Raw genomic sequence first — 18,225 nt, forward strand, 5'->3', positions numbered from 1 at the left:
TCGTCACCGCCGGTCCCGATGCCGCCGGGTCAGCGCTGCCGGAGCGCCCCCCGGATGTCCGTGCCCACCCTGGCGAATGTGGTGTCGAGAGCGTCGACGAGCAGCCGTCCGACCTCACGGATGTCCTGACGGACGGCGTTGTCGGACATCGCGTTGCCCGCAGCCTCGAACGCGTCGTCGATCGTGGCTCGCAGCCTGCCGACGGCGGCTCGGGCCGCGTCGTCGTCGCTGGCCTGCGCCAGGTGCAGCCGGAGTTTCAGCGCGAGCGCCTCGACCCGGCTCGAAAGCTCCTGCCACTGTGCGGATTCGGTAGCCATGGTTCCCTCCCTTGTGCCCGGTGGGCCGGCTTCGCCGTCACCACCCGTTCTCCTTCTCGTCACCGTTCCTTGCGCCGCAGTCCGGAAACCACGACCAGCGCGCCGGCCAGCAGCAGCAGGACGGGCCAGACGATGCCCAGCTCGACCCACGGCAGAAGCCGGCGGAGCAGCAGCACGGCGCCGGCGACCAGCAGGAGGCCTCCGACCAGCACGGTGACCGTGACGGGCGTGGCGGGCGCGGGCGGCTGCGCTTCACTTCCCGGGCCGGCTTCCGGGATCAGGATCCAGCCGATGACGTACGCCAGCAGGCCGGTGCCGCCGGAGAGAACGAGCGCGACGGCGGTGACGCGCACCAACAGCGGATCGATTCCCAGGTAGCGACCGAGTCCGCCGCAGACGCCACCGATCAACCGGTCGGTACGGCTGCGCCGCAACGAGCGGACCGGGGGCGCCGAACCGAGCGGAGCCTCGGACGTTTGATACGTCATGACGCACCTCCTCTGTCTCCACGGTGCCCCCGCCAGCGGCGCGGACCCAGAGGCTTTCGGGCAGCGGGGCGGGGCCTACGTCCCACCACCGGGTGGGCGCCGAGTAACGCCGGGTGCACGGAGGGCGCTTACCGGGTAATGCCGGCGATCGAGATTCATGATCTTGACAATGCCGGCTTCGCAGCTAGATTGAGGGCTTCCTGGCCTGATAACCGCCATCCCCCAGCCGGCGACCCCGGCCGAGCCAATCAGGAGCAGCCTTGTCCGACCCCTCCAGCACCTCGACGCCGCAGTCCGCGTTCAACCGGCGCCGCATGCTGACCGTGGCCCTCGGCGGCGCAGCCGCCGCCGTCACCTTGCCCGCCCCCGCCTGGGCCGTGACCGACAAGCGTCCCGGCGCGACCAAGCCGCCGTCCCTCACCCCGGGCGACCGCATGGTTGCCGGGCGGGTGTCGTCCGTTCGCGCTCTCCCTCACCTGTGGACGCTTTCCGAGCACATCGGACCCCGCATCGGTGGTACCGCCTCCGAGCGCCGGGCCGCCGACCACATCGCCCGCACCCTCGACAAGCTGGGGTACGACACCGAGCTTCAGCCGTTCCCGGTGGCGGACAAGTTCCTGGCCCAGCTGTCCTCCCCGGCCGGGCTCCCCCGGGACCTGAACTGGCAGGCCGGAGCCTCGCCGAACGCCGCGCTGGACACGACCGTGCGGGCCGAGGTGGTGGACGTGGCCGCCGGTGCGCCGGAGAACTACCCCGCGAACGTCGCCGGCAAGATCGTGCTTGTCGACTACGTCGCTACCGAGAAGGACCAGTTGGTCGCCACGGCGGTGGCCAAGGGCGCGGCGGCGGTCGTCTTCCTGCCGGCCGACGGCGTGTACCCGCGCCGGGCGCAGGCGTTCTCGCCGACCCTGCCGACGTTCGAGACCCAGCCGGCTCCGATCCCGGTGGTGGGCGTGGCGCAGGCGCAGAAGCACCGGTTACGCGAGCGGCTGGCCGACCGTCGACTCGTCCTGTCCATCGCCACCTCCGCGCACCGCAACCTCACCTCGCACAACGTGCTCGCCGAGCGGACCGGGCGGTCCGGGGCGGGTGGCCCGGTGGTGATGGTGAGCGCCCACTACGACAGCGTGATCGGCGCGCCGGGTGCGAACGACGACGGTTCCGGTACGGTGCTCTGCCTGGAGCTGGCCCGGGTGCTGAAGTCGCTGCCGATCAACGCCACCCTCCGGTTCGCGCTGTGGGGCTCGGAGGAGCAGGGTCTGATCGGTTCCCGCTACTACGTGGCGCAGTTGCCGCAGGCGGAGCGGGACCGGATCCTCGCGGTGTACCAGAACGACATGGTGGGCACGAGCTGGGACCCGGCGACCCGGTACTGGCTGCTGTCCTTCACCGGCGAGTCGAACCGGGCCACCGACGAGGTGGCGGCCGCGGCTACCCGGCTGGGCTACCAGCCGCGCATTTCTCCGGTCACCCAGCGTGGGGCCAGTGACCACCAGTCGTTCCAGGAGGTCGGCATCGCCAGCGCCAACTTCTCCTGGCGCGGTGAGGAGTCGCCGGCGCTGCTGGAGCCGCCTTACCACAGCCCGGAGGACACCATCGTCAAGAACATCAGCCTGGAGCGGCTCCAGGTGTCGATGGAGCTGATCGGGGCCGCCACCTACGCGACCGCCCGCTGATCGAGGTGCTGTGCGGCGGTGCCGCCGGTGGAGCCGAGACTCCCCGGCGGCACCGCCGTTCCGACCGGCCACGACCGGGCGAGTAGGGCGACGGCGGTGGCGCCCGCCATCCCGACAGCGGTCAGGGCCAGCCAGGACAGCGCGGGCGTGGCCCACCGGTCGCCCAGTTCCCACAGGACGCCGGTCGCCAGGTTCCCGGCCGCGATGCCGAGTCCGGCGAGGGTGTTGTGCAGGCCGTAGTGGGTGGCGAGGAGCCGGTCGCGGGAGAGCGCGACGAGGGCGTCCATCTCGAACGGGTACGCCACCACGGTGCCCATGGTGAGCAGGGCGGTGGCCGCGAGGACCGGCAGGAGCGCCAGCGCCGCCGCCGTGCCGGTGTCGTTCCGGCCGGAGCCGCTGGCGGTGGCCGCCACCGGCAGGAACGCCGTGGCCATCAGGGCGAGCCCGACGGCGATGGCTCGCCCGGCCGACCAGCGTTGGCGGAGCCGGCCGGTGACGCGTACCTGTCCGACGACCGCCACCACGGCGGAGAGCGCGAACAGGGCGCCACTACCGACCGCGCCGCCGTCGCCCAGTTCCCGGGCGGCCTGTAGCGGCAGGGCCAGGTAGATCTGCGCGGCCAGCACGTGCGAGCCGAGCATGGCCAGGGAGAACCGCAGGAAGGCGCGGTTGCCGAGGACCTCGGCGCAGTCGACCCGGACGCCGCCGGGACCCCGCTGGCGTGGTGGGTCCGGCGGGCGAGCCGGCAGCACCCTGGCCTGCAACACGGTGAGGACTCCGAAGATCGCCGCGGCGGTCAGGCAGACGGCGCGGAAGCTCACTCCGACGAGGACGAGTCCGAGCACCGGGCCGATCAGTACCCCCGCCTGGTAGAAGACGTTGAACAGGGCGAAGGCCGGGATCCGGCGGTCGCCCGCCTCGGCCGCGAGGTAGGCCCGGACGGCGGGGCCGAACAGCGCTCCGGCGAGCCCGGTCGCCACCGCGGCGGCCAGCAGCATGGGCAGCGCGGTGACGAACCCCAGGGCGGCGAACCCGGCGGTACGCAGCGCGCAGCCGATCATGATCAAGGGCTTGAAGCCGAGGCGGTCCGCGAGCAGGCCCCCGATCAGGAACAGTCCCTGGTCGCTGAGGGCCCGTACGCCGAGGACCAGGCCCACCGTCCAGGCGGCCATCCCGAGGCCGTCGGCCAGGTGGTTGGCCAGGTACGGCATCAGCAGGTAGCACCCGAGGTTGATGCCGAACTGGTTGAGCAGCAGCAGGCGTAGGCACCGGTCGAAGGAGCGTAGCTGCCGCCAGGTGCCCCTCACCGCTGTCGCCCTCGGACGGGTCGGCCACCCGGACCACGGCGCACCGCTCCTCCAGCACCGCATAGCGCACAAAGGATGCGAATACCTGATATTCGCCCAATATCAGGGTAGCGGCTGAGCTGGCAAAACTACAGATCGAAAGAGTTTCAGTACGGAGTGTCAGGCAACCGCGCCGTGCGGCGGGGCGGTGTTGCCCCTTGGGGTGAGCCGGGCCGTCTCGTCCTGGAGCCCGCTCGTCGCCGCGCCCGATCACGGCCAGCAGTTGCCGGGCGGCGGGTGCCCCGTAGGCGGGGATGTCCCGGCTGAGCGCGGTCAGCGCCGGATGGACGATCCGGCACAGTGGCGAGTCGTCAACGCGTACGACACCGCGCCCTTGGAGACGCCCGCCCGGCGAGCCACGTCGGCGATGGTCGGACGCTTCACGGCGCTCCCCTCGGGCGGACATGCCATGCGGCGACCTCGATCGTACGGCAACTGACTTACTCGGTTAAGTGCTAGCCGGGAGCCCGCGTGTGGCGCCTCAAGTCCGTGGACATCCGGCCTGATTCGCATATTGACAGGCGCAACAAGGCGACCCTAAGGTGTGTCCACTTATCCGGTTCAGTACCGCGTTCGGCGTGCCACGCCACCCCGGACGTCGCGACAGCGCAGCCCTGCACCACGCACGACAGCAGGAGACACGCACATTGAGAGGTGGGACGTACCAGATGAGAAGACTGGGTGCCGCCGCCGTCATGCTCAGCGCCGCGCTGACGGTCACGGCGTGCGGGAACGGCGGCGACACGGCCGACAGCGGCACAATCGAGGGTGAGATCACCGTCCTGACCCACCGGACGGACCTCATCGACACGGTGTTCGCCGACTACAAGAAGAAGTTCGAGACGAAATACCCCGGCACCTCGGTGCGGTTCGAAGCCATCACCGACTACGAGGGCGAAGTCCGAATCCGCATGAACACCAAGGAGTACGGCGATGTGCTGGTCATCCCGAACTCCATCACCAGCGACCAGTTACCTACCTTCTTCGAACCGCTGGGCACCGTCGAAGAGATGGGGAAGAAGTACCGCTTCGTCCATGAACAGGCGTCCGGTGACACGGTGTACGGGATCGCCATCACCGGCAACGCCCAGGGCTTCGTCTACAACAAGAAGGTGTGGACCGCCGCCGGCGTCACCGAGCCGCCGAAGACCCCGGCGGACTTCCTCGCCGCGCTGACCGCGATCAAGGCGAAGACCGACGCGATCCCGCTCTACACCAACTACAAGGAGGGCTGGCCGCTCGGCCAGTGGGAGGGGGCACGCGGCGCGGTCAGCGGTGACCCCGACGCGGTCACCAAGCTCGCGCACGACGACTCGCCCTGGGCCGAGGGCAAGGAACACCACATCATCGACTCGCTGCTGTACGACGCGGTCGCCGCGAAACTCACCGAGCCGGACCCGACCACCACCAACTGGGAGAACTCCAAACAACTGTTCGGCACCGGCAAGGTGGCCACGATGATGCTCGGGTCCTGGGCGGTCGTGCAGATGCAGGCGGCGGCCCCCGACAAGGCGGACATCGGCTACCTGCCGTTCCCGGCCCAGGCCAACGGCTCGTTCCACTCCACGATCAGTGGCGACTACAAGAACGCCATCAACATCAACTCCAAGAACAAGGCCACCGCGCGCGCCTGGGTGGACTGGTTCGCCGACGAGTCGAACTATGCCGTCGACCAGGGCGGCATCTCCCCCGTCATCAGTGAGGGCGTTCCCGCCACGCTGGCCGACCTGACCGCCGCGAACACGAAGTTGTTCGAGTTGAACCCGCCGCCGAAGGGCGAGGAGGGCCTGGCGAACAAGGTCGACACCGAGGCGGAAATCGGCCTGTTCGACGGCAAGCACCGGCAGCGGCTGGTGGATGCCGCCCGGGGCGCCAGCAAGGAGTCCAAGGAGGCCATCTTCGCCGACCTGAACAAACGGTGGGCCGAGGCGATGAAGAAGGTCAGTTGATCCGACGGGGGTGCGGGCGGGACACCACGCACCGCACCCCCGTTCGGGCCGGTGTCCGCGCCGTTCCGGCGCCACCGCACCGATCCTCGCGCTGGCCGCCCTCGCTTAAGGACCCGACATGAACACATCCGCCCAGCTCGTTCGCTCACCGGCGGCGCCCGCGAGCCGCCCGACCCTCCCCCGGCGCCAGCCGCCCCGCCGGCCCGGCCGCACCATCACCCCGTACGGATTCCTGCTGGTGCCGCTCATCCTGATGGTGACCTTCACCTACGTCCCGGTGCTGGCCATGTTCGGCTACAGCGTCACGTCCTGGGACGGGCTCGATCCGGCGAAGGAGTTCGTCGGCCTCGACAACTACGTGGAGATCGCACGGCGGCCGGAGCTGATGGAGGTGCTCACCGTCAGCCTGTACTACGTGGGCGCGTCGGTGGTGCAGATCGGGCTGGCGCTCTACTTCGCCATGGTGCTGAGCTTCAACGTACGGTTCCGCAACCTGTTCAAGGGAATCCTGTTCTTCCCGTACCTGATCAACGGCGTCGCGATCGGGATGATCTTCCTGTTCTTCTTTCAGCCCGGCGGCACGCTCGACACCACGCTTTCCGCCCTGGGCCTCGGGAGTCTGTCGCAACAGTGGCTCGGTGACCCGGAGATCATCAACTACTCGCTGGCCGGCACCTCGGTGTGGCGGTACCTGGGGCTGAACTTCGTCCTGTTTCTCGGCGCGATCCAGTCGATCCCGGCCGAACTGTACGAGGCCGCGGACATCGACGGGGCCAACCGCTGGCAGCAGTTCCGGCATCTGGTGCTGCCCGGCATCCGGCCGATCGTGGGGCTGTCGTTCATCCTGGCGATCTCCGGATCGCTGTCGGTGTTCGAGATCCCCTACATCATGACCGGCGGCGCCAACGGCAGCGAGACGTTCGTCATCCAGACCGTCAACCTGGCCTTCAAGTTCCACAAGGTCGGGCTCGCCTCGGCGATGGCGGTCATCCTCCTGCTGATCATCCTGCTGCTGACCTGGATCCAGCGGCGGGCGCTGCCCGACGAGAAGGTGCGACGAAAGGTGGGGCGATGACAGGCGTCCTGGTGCCACGGAGGACTCGCCGGCGCAACCGGCGGCTGACCCCGGCCGGCCGGCTGGCGGTGGCCCTCAAGTACCTCTCGCTGGTCGCCGCCAGCGCGGTGGTCATGCTGCCGATCGTGGTCGTCTTCATGGCCTCGCTGAAGACCAAGGACGAGTTCTTCGGCAGCCGACCCTTCGACCCACCGGGGAACTGGTTCAACGTCGACAACTACGTCACCGCGTTCACCAAGGGCGGAATGGTCCAGGGCTTCGTCAACACCGCGATCATCCTCGCCATCTCGGTCGCCGGTACGGTGCTGCTCGGCTCGATGGCCGCGTACGCGCTGGACCGCTTCGACTTCCGGTTGAAACGCCTGGTGATCGGCGCCTTCCTGCTGGCCCCCCTGGTGCCCCAGGTGACCACCCAGGTGGCCACCTTCCAGGTGGTCAACACCCTGGGCCTGTACAACACGCGGTGGTCGGCCATCGCGCTGTTCCTGGGCGCCGACCTGCTGGCGATCTACATCTTCCTCCAGTTCCTGCGCGGCATCCCCCGCGAACTGGACGAGGCGGCGGCGCTGGAGGGGGCCAACCCGTTCACGATCTACTGGCGGGTGCTGCTGCCGCTGATGAAACCCGCGATCGCGACCGTGGTCATCATCAAGGGCGTCGTCGTCTACAACGAGTTCTACATCCCGTTCCTCTACATGCCCGACCGGGACCTGGGTGTCATCTCCACGTCGCTGTTCCGCTTCAAGGGCCCGTTCGGCGCGCAGTGGGAGGTCATCTCGGCCGGGGTGATCCTGGTGCTCGTGCCGACCCTGCTGGTGTTCCTGGCCCTGCAACGGTTCATCTACAACGGCTTCACCTCGGGTGCCATCAAGTGACCGAATCACCCGTCACCGCGTCATCGGTTACAGAAGGGCCATCGATGCTCCGGACACTGCACGACAACTGGACGGTCCGGCCGGTCGCGGGGCCCGTCCCGCCGCAGGTCGACGCCGCCGGTCCGGTACCGGCGACCGTACCCGGGACGGTGCACACCGACCTGCTCGCCGCGGGGCTGATCCCCGACCCGTACCTGGACGACAACGAACGGCTGCTGGGCTGGATCGGCCTCACCGACTGGCGGTACGAGACGACCGTCGAGCTCCGACCGGACGGCCACGACCGCGCCGAACTCGTCTTCGACGGGCTGGACACGGTCGCCCGCGTCGAGGTCAACGGCCGCACGGTCGCCGAGACCCGGAACATGCACCGCACCTACCGGATCGACGTCACCGACGCGCTGCGGACCGGGACCAACACGCTGGCGGTCACCTTCTCGTCAGCCGTCCGGTACGCCGACCGGGCCAGCCTGGAGCAGGGCGCCCGGCCGCACGTCAACCACCACCCGTACAACGCGATCCGCAAGATGGCCTGCAACTTCGGCTGGGACTGGGGTCCGGACCTGGTGACCGCCGGCATCTGGCGGCCGGTCCGGCTGCACACCTGGCGCACCGCCCGGCTCGCCACGATCCGCCCGGTCGTCCAGGTCGAGGACGGTCGGGGGACCGTCGACGTGCACGTCGACGTGGTCCGCGCGGGCGGGGGCCACGACGGCCAGGTCAGCGCCGGCGGCGGCGACCTCCGGGTCAGTGCCGAGATCGCCGGTCGGGAGGTGACCACCATGCTGCCCGCCGACCAGACCGGCACGGTGCTGCGGCTGGCCGTCGACGACGTACGGCTGTGGTGGCCGCGCGGGCACGGCGGGCAGCCGATGTACGACCTGACCGTGCGGCTCGACGCCGGGGACGCTCCCGGCGACGCCGCCGGCTCCGCAACCACCGGCCGCACGGCGGACCCCACCCGCGAACCCGCCGCCGGCCGCGGACTGGACGGGTGGACCGGCCGGATCGGCTTCCGCACGCTCCGGCTGGACACCGGCGCCGACGAGCACGGCACCCGGTTCGCGTTCGTGGTCAACGACCGCACCATCTTCGTCAAAGGAGCCAACTGGATCCCCGACGACGCGTTCCCGCACCGGGTCACCCGGGCCCGGTACGCCGACCGTCTCGACCAGGCCGCCGACGCCGGTGTCAACCTGCTGCGGGTCTGGGGTGGCGGGATCTACGAGGCGGACGACTTCTACGCCGAGTGCGACGCCCGCGGCATCCTGGTGTGGCAGGACTTCCTGTTCTCCTGCGCGGCCTACAGCGAGGAGGAGCCGCTGCGATCGGAGGTCGTCGCGGAGGCCCGGGACAACATCACCCGGCTGACGGTCCATCCGAGCCTGGCGCTGTGGAACGGCTGCAACGAGAACCTCTGGGGGTACGCCGACTGGGGCTGGCCGGAACGACTGGACGGACGGACCTGGGGGCACGGCTACTACACGCAGACCCTGCCGGAACTGGTCGCCGAGCTGGATCCGACCCGCCCGTACACCCCCGGCAGTCCGTGGTCCCCCCACCCCGACCGGCACCCCAACGACCCTGACCACGGGTCCACCCACGACTGGGAGGTGTGGAACCGGCTCGGCTACACCGCGTACCGGCGGCTGCGGCCCCGGTTCGCCGCCGAGTACGGCTGGCAGGGCCCGCCAACCTGGGCGACGCTGCGCGCCGCGCTCTCCGACGAGCCGCTGACCCCGGAGTCACCGGGCATGCTGGTGCACCAGAAGGCGGCCGAGGGCAACGTCAAGCTCACCGACGGCCTGCTCCCCCACTTCCGGCTGCCGACCACCATGGCGGACTGGCACTGGGCGATGTCGCTCAACCAGGCCCGGGCGGTACGGACCGGGGTGGAGTACTTCCGGTCGCTGAGCCCACACTGCGCCGGCAGCGTGCTGTGGCAGCTCAACGACTGCTGGCCGGTGGTGTCGTGGGCCGTCGTGGACGGTGCCGGGCGGCGCAAGCCGGCCTTCTACGCGCTGCGCCAGGCGCACGCGGACCGGCTGGTGACGGTGCAACCCGACGGTGCCGGGCTACGGGTTGCGCTGGTCAATGACTCCGCCGAGCCGTGGACCGGTGCCGTGGCGCTGTCCCGCCGGGGCTACGACGGGACGGTGCTGGCCGCCGGCACCCTCGACGTCGACTGCCCGGCCTGGTCGACCCGGAACGTGGTCGTGCCGGCGGACATCGCCACCGCAGACAAGGCTGCCAGCGAGGTCCTGATCGCGCAGATCGGCACCGCCCGCGCGGTGTGGTTCTTCGCCGAGGACCGGCACAGCGACCTGCCGGCGCCGATCGTGGCGGGAGAGGTACGGCGCGAGGACGGCGGATACACGGTCACGGTCACCGCGGCCACGATCGTGCGGGACCTGACGCTGCTCGTCGACACGGTCGACCCGGCTGCCGTGGTGGACGACGCGCTGCGCACCCTGCTGCCGGGCGAGAGCGTGACCTGGCGGGTGACCAGCGACGCCGACCTCGATCCGGACGTGCTGCTCTCCCCCACGGTGTTGCGCTGCGCCAACCAGTTGGTCGAGGGGGTGCCAGGACGTCCGCGGTCAGCCGATCCGCGTCCCGTCGATCCTCAGTCCGCGGCTCCTCAGTCCGCGGCTCCTCAGTCCGCGGCCCCTCAGTCCGCTGGTCCTCAGTCCGCCGCCGAGGATTTGATCAGCGGCACGTCCCGGGACAGCTCCCGGAACCCGAGGCCGTAGTACAGTCGGCGCGCCTGCGGACGCGCCGGCGCCCCGACGCAGACGACCGTCGCGTGGGTGGCGCCGGCCGCCCGGGCCAGCCCCATCCCGTGCAGCATCATGGCCCGGGCTAGCCCGAGCCGCCGGTAGTCGGGATGGGTGCCGACCGGCTCGAACTCGATGGTCCGGTTCGCCTCGTCGAACCACATGATCGTGGATGCTGCCATCGTCCCGTCCGGCGCCTCCACCAGAACGTGCAGGTCACCGCGATAGGCGGCCGTCTGGCTGACGTCCCGGTAACTCTCGGCCGTGTACGCCGAGGGAGACCAGGCGTCCACGTGGGCCTGGACCGCGGCCTGCGGGCCGGCCTCGTCGGCGGTGCGGAACCGGAACCCGTCCGGCAGTGCCGGCGGCTCCAGGTCGGCGAGGTCCCGCGCGTTGAGCTGGGTCCAGTCGCCGTCGTCGCCCTGCGAGGCCGGATCGGTCTGGTAACCGTGGGCCGCCCACCGCTTCAGGGCGACCTCCTCGGCGTTCGTCGGGCACACCGTTCGCTCGAGCCCGGCGGCCACCCCGTCGTACCACTCGATCACCTCGTCGACCAGGTCGGTGTGGTCGGGATGAATCTGGTAACTCAGCGCGGCGCCGGTGACCTCCCTGACTGACCCGTCGCTGCGCATGACCTGGCGTGGGAGCAGGGCCCAGCCCCAGGCCACCAGGTCGGCGCCGGAGAACCACAGCCGGCGCGGCCAGGTCGCCCGGTACCGGGCGGCCCCCTGGCCCCAGACCCAGGCCAGTTCCCCGTACGAGGCACCGGCGCTGATCAGATCCGGGCGGCTCGCCGTAACCCGCTGCGCCAGGCCCTGCATGAGCGGGATGTCGGCGGCGGTCATCAGCTCCGAGTCGGTCATGGTGCGCACCGTGCCACGATCTTGCCGAGCCGACGAATCATTTTCGCCGCGGTCGGCGTCGGCCGGCCGGTCGACACCGACCACCGTGGATGACGGATACCGGATGGACCGCAGCCGATGGTTGTGGCTGGATGGACGGATGACCGAGGGTTTCGACGACACCACCCGCCGGCTGATGAACCTCATCGAGGCGAACTGGGACGAACGCACCCCGATCCACGCCGCAAGCCGGTTCTACGACGTCGAGGGCCGGGACCCGGCCGCCTGGTTCGCCGACTACGAGTGGGCGGACCTGGGTGACCTCGCCGGGCGGGACGTGTTGCATCTGCAGTGCCACCTGGGCACCGAGACCGCCGCCTTCGCGCAACGCGGCGCCCGTACCGTCGGATTGGACCTGTCCGGGGCGGCGGTGGCCGAGGCCCGCCGGATCGCCACGCGGGCCGGCCTGGACATCGAGTACGTGCACGCGAACGTCTACGACGCGCCTGCCGCGCTCGGCGACCGGCGGTTCGACGTCATCTACACCGGCAAGGGCGCGCTGTGTTACCTGCCCGACCTGGGCCGCTGGGCCGATGTGATCCGGCGGCTGCTGCGCCCCGGCGGTCGGGTGTACGTGGTGGAGTTCCACCCGGTGCTGACCTCGCTCGGGCTGGTGCCGGGTAACGGCGACGGGCGGGAGCTGGTGCTGCGCAACGACTGCCTGGCCGGCCGGGGGCCGATCGAGCTGGACGCCACCCGGACCTACACCGACGGGCCGGCGCTGAGCACTTCGACCACCAGTTACGAGTGGGCACACGGGCTTGGCGAGGTGGTCACCGCGCTTGTCGACGCCGGCATCACCGTTACCCGGCTGCGGGAGAGCGGGACGCTGCCCTGGCCCCGGTGGCCGCACATGGTGCCCACTGATGACGGCTGGTGGCGGCTGCCCGACGACGCGCCCCGGATCCCGCTGTTCTACGCGCTGCTCGGCCAATCATGAGGAGGCCACCGCCGATGAGATGACCGCTGCCGATCAGGCCGGGGGCGGATCGGCTCGGCGAGGAACGGCCAGGCGTGCGGCGCGCCGGTCCCGTGTGGGCCAGTGCGGTGGCCAGGAACGTTCACCGGGCCGCGCCGGGTCCAGACGACGACCGGCGGCGTTGGACACCGCATTAGCTCATCCGGCCAGACCGTGCTCCCGGACCAGGCTCAGCATCTCGCTGACCGAGCCGGCCGGATCTGTCACCGGGAACTGCACCGCGCGCACCGTCGCGGATCGGTCGAGCAGCAGCGTGGCCCGCTTGAGCCGGTCGGTGCCGGCGGCCCGGAAGGTGGGCAGCAGTAGGGCCGCGGCGAGCCGCCCGCCGGCGTCGGAGAGCAGCGGGAACGGCAGTTCGGCGTGGGCGGCGAAGGCGGCCAGTTGGTCCGGGCGCTGGGTGCTGACCCCGCGGATTCGCGCACCGGCGGCAGCGAAAGCGGCAGTGTGCGCCGCATAGGTGGTGGACTCGAGGGTGCAGCCGGCGGCGCCGGGGATGTCCCCCCATGACGGCGGGAGGCCTTGCACGCCGGGCGCGAAGGCGCCGGGGAAGCAGTAGAGCACCGTCCATGCTTCTGGGTCGGCGGGCGGCACCGGTACGCCATCGTGGCCCACCAGGGTCAGTTCGGGGAGTTTGCGCCCGACAAGGGCGTGCATCCGGCGGGCCTCCGCCGACCCGGCCGCCGCCGTGGCGGTGAGCGACCCGTCGCCGAGCACGTGCCGGTCGCCCCACTCCTGCAGTGCGATCAGCACCGGCAGCAGGCCCTCGCCCTTGGCGGTCAGCAGGTAGTCGTGGCGCGGTGGGCGGTCCGTGTACCGCCGGCGGTGCAGCACACCATGCTCGACGAGGGCGGTAAGGCGCTCGGCCAGGGCACGGCGGCTCAACCCGAGGCCGCGTTGCAGGCCGTCGAAGCGGGTCACGCCGCCGGCGATGTCGCGCACCAATAGAAAGGTCCACCAGTCCGTCAACACGCTGAGGGACTGCGCGATGCCGCAGTCCGCATCAGCGAGATCGACTTTTCTCACGCCCACCACTATAGTCCGTTCCATTATGAAACTTACTGCGTTCTGGCGCTGGTGGATCGCCGGTTCGACAAGTCATCTCGGCTCGGCGGTCGGCGGGGTGGCCCTGCCGCTGACCGCACTGACCGTGCTGGACGCGACAGCCTTCGAGATGGGCCTGATCACGTCTGCCGGCTATCTCGCGTACCTGTTGATCAGCCTGCCGGCGGGGGTGATCGTGCAGCGACTGCCGCTGCGCGGCATGCAGGTCACCCTTGATCTCATCCGGGCCCTCGCCGTTGCGTCCGTTCCCCTGGCGTGGTGGTTCGACGCCCTGACCGTGGCCCAACTGGTGGCGGTCGCCCTTGTCGTGAGTTTCGCCAACGTGCTGTTCGACGTGGCGAACCAGACGTTCCTGCCGGAGATCGTGCCGGCCGCGCAGTTGCAGGCCCGCAACAGCCTCAACTCCGGCACGCACGCCGCCACCCAACTGGGCGGGCCATCGTTGGGCGGACTCGCGGTGCAGGTGCTCGGTGCCGTGCCGACGCTGTTCGTGGATGCCCTCAGCTATCTGGTCTCCGCCGTGCTGCTGCGCACGCTGCCGGCCCGGCGGGTGCAGCGACACGTCGACCGACCACCGATGGTCACGATGATCCGTGAGGGCTGGCACTTCGTGCTCCGGCACCCGATCATCGGCCCGGCCATGTGGGACGCCACCGTGACCAACTTCGTCAACGGCGCGATGCTGGCCCTTTTCCCGTACTACCTGGTCCGTGTGCTGGACGCGCCACCCATCATGGTCGGCCTGCTGCTCGCCGCCGACGGGCTCGGCGCACTCCTCGGCGCCACGCTGACCACCAGGTTCACCAATCGGGTCGGCACCGCGCGTGGCCTGATCCTCGCGTCCTTCGTCGGCGTGATCGGCGCGCTCACCATCCCGCTCGGCACCGGCACCGTCGGCTACCTCGCCTTCGCCGCGGGCAACGTGATCCTGGCCGTCTCCTCGGTGGTACTCAGCGTGACCACCCGCACCTACCGGATGCTCGCCAGCCCGCCGGAACTCCTGTCGAGAGTCATCGCCACCGTCAAGTTCGTCTCCTGGGGCGCCATCCCGCTCGGTGGGCTGCTCGCCGGCGCCCTGGCCGGCCCGCTCGGAGCCCGAACCACTCTGCTGATCTTCGGGACGCTCACCGTGCTGTCCCCGATCATCTACCTGTCCACCCCGATCCGCCGGATGCGCGACCTGCCGCTCGACGCCACCGCGGAATCCGCCGAGGCCCGGGTATGAACCCTCCGTGGCCGCACGGACTGCAACACCGCGAGGGTGATCAGCTCCGCGTCGGTGATCTTCGGGGCGATACCGACCGCAGGTCGCCACCGGTTGAGCTGCGGTGACGACTTCAACTCGTCGTCGATCTTCACGTACACTGCGGTAGCGAGGGTGTCCCGGTCGACGTGCACGTGGCCTCCATGGTCATCGTTGCTTCGCAACGTCGATCATGGACACCGTCGCTTCTGTTCGCTGCCCCGTACCCTCTGGAATAGATCGTCTAGTGCGGGGTCCAGGATCGTTCACCGGTTCGTCAGAGTAGGTGGGCAGGTCGGCGCTAGTTGCGGAAAGTGACAGCAGCACTACTAGGTGGGCGGGCGGATCGGCTCGGTGAGGAACGGAACGACGACCGCCGGCAGCGCCGGGGCGGTCACTATCTCGTAGTGGGTCAGGCCCGGCAGCACGGCCAGTCGGGCCAGCGGCCGGGTGGTGCCGTCCCAGCCGGCGTCCCGCCGCCCGCCACCGAGCAGGCGGAAGAACGCCGCCATGTGCTCGACCCGCACCGAGTCCGCGTCGGCGTAGACCAGCATGGTGGGCGCCGCGAGGGCGGTGACCTCGGCGGACCAGTCGTAGTCGCGGCCCAGCAGGTCGGTCAGCCGCGCCAGTAGCGTCGACCAACCGGCCGGGTCCGGCGCCACCCGGGCGTGCGTCTCGTACGCGGGCGACTCCCGGTCGGTGGCCAGGTCGGTGAGCCGGTCCATCCGGGCCAGCACCTCGGGGTACCAGCCGTCCCGCCGGTACGGGGTGGAGACGAGCACCAGCCGGCGGACCAGCCCGGGATGCTGGATGGCGAGTCGCAGCGCCACCCCACCGCCGAGCGAGTATCCCAGCAGGTCGGTGCCGGACAGGTCGAGCCGCCGGAGCAACCCGGCGATGTCGTCGGCCATCGTCTCGAACCGCAGCGGTCGGTCACCGGCGGGACTGCGCCCGTGCCCGGGAAGGTCGACCATGACCAGTCGCCGGTGGGCGGCGAGGGCCGGCGCCACCCGGGCGAACATGTCGGTCGTGCCGAGCCCGCCGTGCAGCAGCACCAGCGGCCGGCCGGCGCCGGTCGTCTCGTGGTGGAGAGCCTGTCCGTCGGGGTGACCCACGTGTCCCAGCCTCCGCCCCGCTGGCCTGGTGGCGCTGCCCATCCCCGGAATCCGGCCGGCTGACCCGGCCCGGCCTTCGATCGACCCGGCTGGCCGATACTGGCGCCGACGATCTGGATGACGGTGAGCGCGATCGGCAACAGCAGCGTCGTGGCAGCCCGGCCGAGGACCGCGAGCAGGTTGGTGAGCGCCAGAATCGGTCGGACGGGATGCGCCTACCCCTCCGCTTCGACCAACGCGCGGAAACCGCTCTCCAGCAGGCTCGACAATCGGCCTATTCGGGTGCCGCCGTCGGAGCCCACGGCCCCCAACCCGACGAGAACGACCTCGGGATCGGAGTCGTTCCCGGCGACGAACAGACCGCGGCCACCGCCATCGTCCCCGATCAGCAGCAGATCGGGCGCATACTCCGCGATCTCGTACGTGAGGTTCCGTTCGGCGATCTCGTCCGGACCGTAGAGGGCAAGGTCGACCACCTCGTCGGCGGCCTCGGTGTCCACCGTCCGCACGCCAGTCCACACGTCGAGCAGGGCGGCCGGCGGCCGGACCCGCACCTGTGCCTCGACCCGCCGGGCGATCTCCTCCCGATCGTCCGTCAACCCGCACCTCCTTGGTGTCGACGACTCACATCGCGGCGACGGGTCCATCGGCGGGGCGCAGACGTGGATCGCCATCGTGGTGCCTTCACGAACGACTCGATGTCGACCTTGCAGCCGTCGGTAGCGCTGGCGTCCGGGCTACCGGTGCTTGGCCGAGACCACGAAGGACTTCCAGGCGGCCGGCCCGAAGACGAGCACCGGGCCGGTCGGGTCCTTGCTGTCCCGGACGCCCACCACGCCCGGCTGGTTGTCGGCGACCTCGACGCAGTCGCCACCGGCCGAGTTGCTGCGAGTGGACTTACGCCACCGCGGGTTACTGAGGTGCATGCCGCTCCTGCGCTTCCTTGATCAGATCGATCGACTGCTGGCGCGGCAGGGCCTCGGTGCGGACGCCTTCCCATCGCTCCAAAAGCGTAGCGAGCTCATCGTCCCGGTCCACGTTGGAGCCGCCCAACTGGTTATCGAGGTGGCCGACCCAGTTCCGTCGGCTATCCGGGCCAGTTGGAGCGGCCCGGACAGTCCGACATGCAGACCGGCGTGCAGCGGGATGGCGTGGACGAACGACAGGTCGGCCATGATGGCGTCGGTGCGTCGCAGCGCCGGCTCGTCGATGACGGCGACCACCTGGGGCGGTTGGTCCCGGCGCAGGATCTCCTGCCGCTCCAGCCGGGCGGCGACGTGCCTCTCCACCTCCTCGTCGGGCCAGGTGTCGATGAGCCGCAGGACGGGCCCGCGCGTAGTTCTCCGTTTGCAGCAGGCCGGGGATCAGGTTCGGTTGGAAGTACCGGAGCTGGGTCGCGGCCCGCTCCGCGTCCCGCCACGGCCGGAACCAGACGGGCTGACCCTCCCCGAGGCCATGTCCAGCAGATAGACCAGCAGGCCGCCGGTCAGCAACACCTCGTCACAGCGAGCCAGGTAGGCCCGGTCCAGCAGTCGCTGACCCAGCTCGATCGCAGAGACCATCGAGTCGGAGTAGTGCACCTGCCGGCCGAACTCCTCCGGGCTCTGCCCGGCGGCCGTGCGCAACCGGCGCACCTGGGCCGCGCACCATGTGCAGGCCCGAAACTGGCCACCCTCAATCAGGAGCTGAGCCGGCTGGCGGACGAGAACTCACGCCTCAAGCGGGCGCTACGCGACCGGCAGCGCCACAACGACCGGTGGAGTTACTGGTGACCAGCTGACCGTCGACCTGGTTCGCCATGATCGAAGGAGGAAAATGGACTCGACACGCCGGGAAACCGCACCATTTTCCTCCTTCGATCATGGGGGTCTCGGCTCGTGCCGGGCAGCGGTATCGTCTGGCCGTCCACCCGGTCGAATCGGAGGCTGACAGTTGGGATACTCAGGCCGGATCCTCGTCGCCCGCTCCGACCGGGCGCTGTCGGAACTGCCAGCGGTTCGTGGTGTCGTCGCCCTCGAAGAGGACATGCTGCCCGGCGGCTGGCGCTTCGCGAAGCTGGACGGTGATCCGGGCGGCGTGTTGCGGGCGCTCGTCGCCGACACCGAAGCACCTGTCCTGACCGCGTACGTCATGGACAGCGACGTGGCGGACGTCCAGGCGCTGACACCCGGCGGCGTAGCCTGGCGCGCGTATCTCCACGAGGAGACGGCGCGCGAGTACGGCGCACCCCCAGCGCCGTACCCCCTCGACGAGGTCCTCCGGCGGGCGGTCGCCTGGTCGGTCGAGGCCGGTCTCACGTCCTCCACGGTGGCCCTGGAGAAAGCCTTGACCGGGCGGAACGTGTTCGTGGAGGACACCTTCGCCGAGTTGCTCGGCGCCTTGGGCCTCGCCTCCGCCGCGCCGGGCTCCGCGCGCTGACCT

The 18,225-nt window shown here is 70.3% G+C and carries 16 protein-coding genes and 2 pseudogenes; 8 read left to right on the forward strand and 10 right to left on the reverse strand.

What is annotated here, in order from left to right:
• Nucleotides 1–29: 29 nt before the first annotated feature.
• Together ACFQUZ_RS24830 and ACFQUZ_RS24835 are read right to left on the reverse strand one after the other, a co-directional pair.
• Nucleotides 30–317 (reverse strand): hypothetical protein, encoded by a 288-nt coding sequence (locus ACFQUZ_RS24830; protein ID WP_377446298.1) that lies wholly within the window; start codon nucleotides 315–317, stop codon nucleotides 30–32.
• Between the two features lie 59 nt (nucleotides 318–376).
• On the reverse strand, nucleotides 377–805 hold the full coding sequence (locus ACFQUZ_RS24835; RefSeq protein WP_377446299.1) for a PspC domain-containing protein: 429 nt from the start codon (nucleotides 803–805) through the stop codon (nucleotides 377–379).
• A gap of 260 nt (nucleotides 806–1,065) precedes the next feature.
• On the opposite strand from ACFQUZ_RS24835, the gene ACFQUZ_RS24840 reads away from it, so the two are divergent.
• Nucleotides 1,066–2,481 (forward strand): M20/M25/M40 family metallo-hydrolase, encoded by a 1,416-nt coding sequence (locus ACFQUZ_RS24840; RefSeq protein WP_377446301.1) that lies wholly within the window; start codon nucleotides 1,066–1,068, stop codon nucleotides 2,479–2,481.
• Here the strand turns inward: ACFQUZ_RS24840 and ACFQUZ_RS24845 are convergent.
• Both ACFQUZ_RS24845 and ACFQUZ_RS24850 read right to left on the reverse strand, forming a co-directional pair.
• Nucleotides 2,463–3,788, reverse strand: coding sequence for an MFS transporter (locus ACFQUZ_RS24845; RefSeq protein WP_377446303.1), 1,326 nt, complete (start codon nucleotides 3,786–3,788; stop codon nucleotides 2,463–2,465). The two genes, ACFQUZ_RS24840 and ACFQUZ_RS24845, sit on opposite strands and share 19 nt — an antisense overlap.
• Nucleotides 3,789–3,947: 159 nt before the next feature.
• Nucleotides 3,948–4,152 (reverse strand): annotated as a pseudogene (locus tag ACFQUZ_RS24850) (LacI family transcriptional regulator); the annotation flags it as partial.
• Between the two features lie 343 nt (nucleotides 4,153–4,495).
• Here ACFQUZ_RS24850 and ACFQUZ_RS24855 point away from each other — a divergent pair.
• From ACFQUZ_RS24855 to ACFQUZ_RS24870, 4 genes are all read left to right on the forward strand, one after another.
• Entirely contained in the window at nucleotides 4,496–5,776 is a 1,281-nt protein-coding gene (locus tag ACFQUZ_RS24855; protein WP_377446305.1) for an ABC transporter substrate-binding protein, read from the forward strand.
• Nucleotides 5,777–5,894: 118 nt separating this feature from the next.
• Entirely contained in the window at nucleotides 5,895–6,851 is a 957-nt protein-coding gene (locus ACFQUZ_RS24860; protein ID WP_377446307.1) for a carbohydrate ABC transporter permease, read from the forward strand.
• Nucleotides 6,848–7,726 (forward strand): carbohydrate ABC transporter permease, encoded by an 879-nt coding sequence (locus ACFQUZ_RS24865; RefSeq protein WP_377446309.1) that lies wholly within the window; start codon nucleotides 6,848–6,850, stop codon nucleotides 7,724–7,726. Before ACFQUZ_RS24860 ends, ACFQUZ_RS24865 begins: the two co-directional genes overlap by 4 nt.
• Before the next feature lie 44 nt (nucleotides 7,727–7,770).
• Nucleotides 7,771–10,479, forward strand: a complete 2,709-nt coding sequence (locus ACFQUZ_RS24870; protein WP_377446311.1) for a glycoside hydrolase family 2 protein — start codon at nucleotides 7,771–7,773, stop codon at nucleotides 10,477–10,479.
• On the opposite strand, the gene ACFQUZ_RS24875 is transcribed toward ACFQUZ_RS24870, so the two are convergent.
• A complete protein-coding gene (locus tag ACFQUZ_RS24875) occupies nucleotides 10,413–11,366 on the reverse strand; it encodes a GNAT family N-acetyltransferase (protein WP_377446313.1) in 954 nt (317 codons plus the stop codon). The genes ACFQUZ_RS24870 and ACFQUZ_RS24875 overlap by 67 nt on opposite strands.
• Nucleotides 11,367–11,469: 103 nt before the next feature.
• On the opposite strand from ACFQUZ_RS24875, the gene ACFQUZ_RS24880 reads away from it, so the two are divergent.
• Nucleotides 11,470–12,345: a class I SAM-dependent methyltransferase gene (locus ACFQUZ_RS24880; RefSeq protein ID WP_377446315.1), complete on the forward strand. Its 876-nt coding sequence runs from the start codon at nucleotides 11,470–11,472 to the stop codon at nucleotides 12,343–12,345.
• A 177-nt stretch (nucleotides 12,346–12,522) separates the two neighbouring features.
• Here ACFQUZ_RS24880 and ACFQUZ_RS24885 read toward each other — a convergent pair whose 3' ends face one another.
• Complete coding sequence (locus tag ACFQUZ_RS24885) at nucleotides 12,523–13,407, reverse strand: winged helix-turn-helix transcriptional regulator (RefSeq protein WP_377446317.1); 885 nt, start codon at nucleotides 13,405–13,407, stop codon at nucleotides 12,523–12,525.
• Nucleotides 13,408–13,432: 25 nt separating this feature from the next.
• Between ACFQUZ_RS24885 and ACFQUZ_RS24890 the strand changes: the two genes are divergently transcribed.
• A complete protein-coding gene (locus ACFQUZ_RS24890; protein WP_377446318.1) occupies nucleotides 13,433–14,671 on the forward strand; it encodes an MFS transporter in 1,239 nt (412 codons plus the stop codon).
• 347 nt (nucleotides 14,672–15,018) lie between these two features.
• Here the strand turns inward: ACFQUZ_RS24890 and ACFQUZ_RS24895 are convergent, their stop codons facing one another.
• The 4 genes and pseudogenes from ACFQUZ_RS24895 to ACFQUZ_RS24910 all read right to left on the reverse strand — a co-directional run bounded on the left by ACFQUZ_RS24895 (nucleotide 15,019) and on the right by ACFQUZ_RS24910 (nucleotide 17,483).
• Nucleotides 15,019–15,804, reverse strand: coding sequence for an alpha/beta fold hydrolase (locus ACFQUZ_RS24895; RefSeq protein ID WP_377446320.1), 786 nt, complete (start codon nucleotides 15,802–15,804; stop codon nucleotides 15,019–15,021).
• A gap of 215 nt (nucleotides 15,805–16,019) precedes the next feature.
• Nucleotides 16,020–16,403, reverse strand: a complete 384-nt coding sequence (locus tag ACFQUZ_RS24900; RefSeq protein ID WP_377446322.1) for a hypothetical protein — start codon at nucleotides 16,401–16,403, stop codon at nucleotides 16,020–16,022.
• 138 nt (nucleotides 16,404–16,541) lie between these two features.
• On the reverse strand, nucleotides 16,542–16,730 hold the full coding sequence (locus tag ACFQUZ_RS24905; protein WP_377446324.1) for a DUF397 domain-containing protein: 189 nt from the start codon (nucleotides 16,728–16,730) through the stop codon (nucleotides 16,542–16,544).
• Nucleotides 16,717–17,483 (reverse strand): annotated as a pseudogene (locus ACFQUZ_RS24910) (Scr1 family TA system antitoxin-like transcriptional regulator). The gene ACFQUZ_RS24905 and the pseudogene ACFQUZ_RS24910 overlap by 14 nt, the downstream one beginning before the upstream one ends.
• Before the next feature lie 253 nt (nucleotides 17,484–17,736).
• Between ACFQUZ_RS24910 and ACFQUZ_RS24915 the strand changes: the two are divergent.
• On the forward strand, nucleotides 17,737–18,222 hold the full coding sequence (locus tag ACFQUZ_RS24915) for a hypothetical protein (protein ID WP_377446325.1): 486 nt from the start codon (nucleotides 17,737–17,739) through the stop codon (nucleotides 18,220–18,222).
• The last annotated feature ends 3 nt before the right edge of the window (nucleotides 18,223–18,225 follow it).

It is taken from the genome of Plantactinospora sp. GCM10030261 (assembly GCF_042666615.1).
Taxonomy (GTDB): Bacteria; Actinomycetota; Actinomycetes; order Mycobacteriales; family Micromonosporaceae; genus KBS50.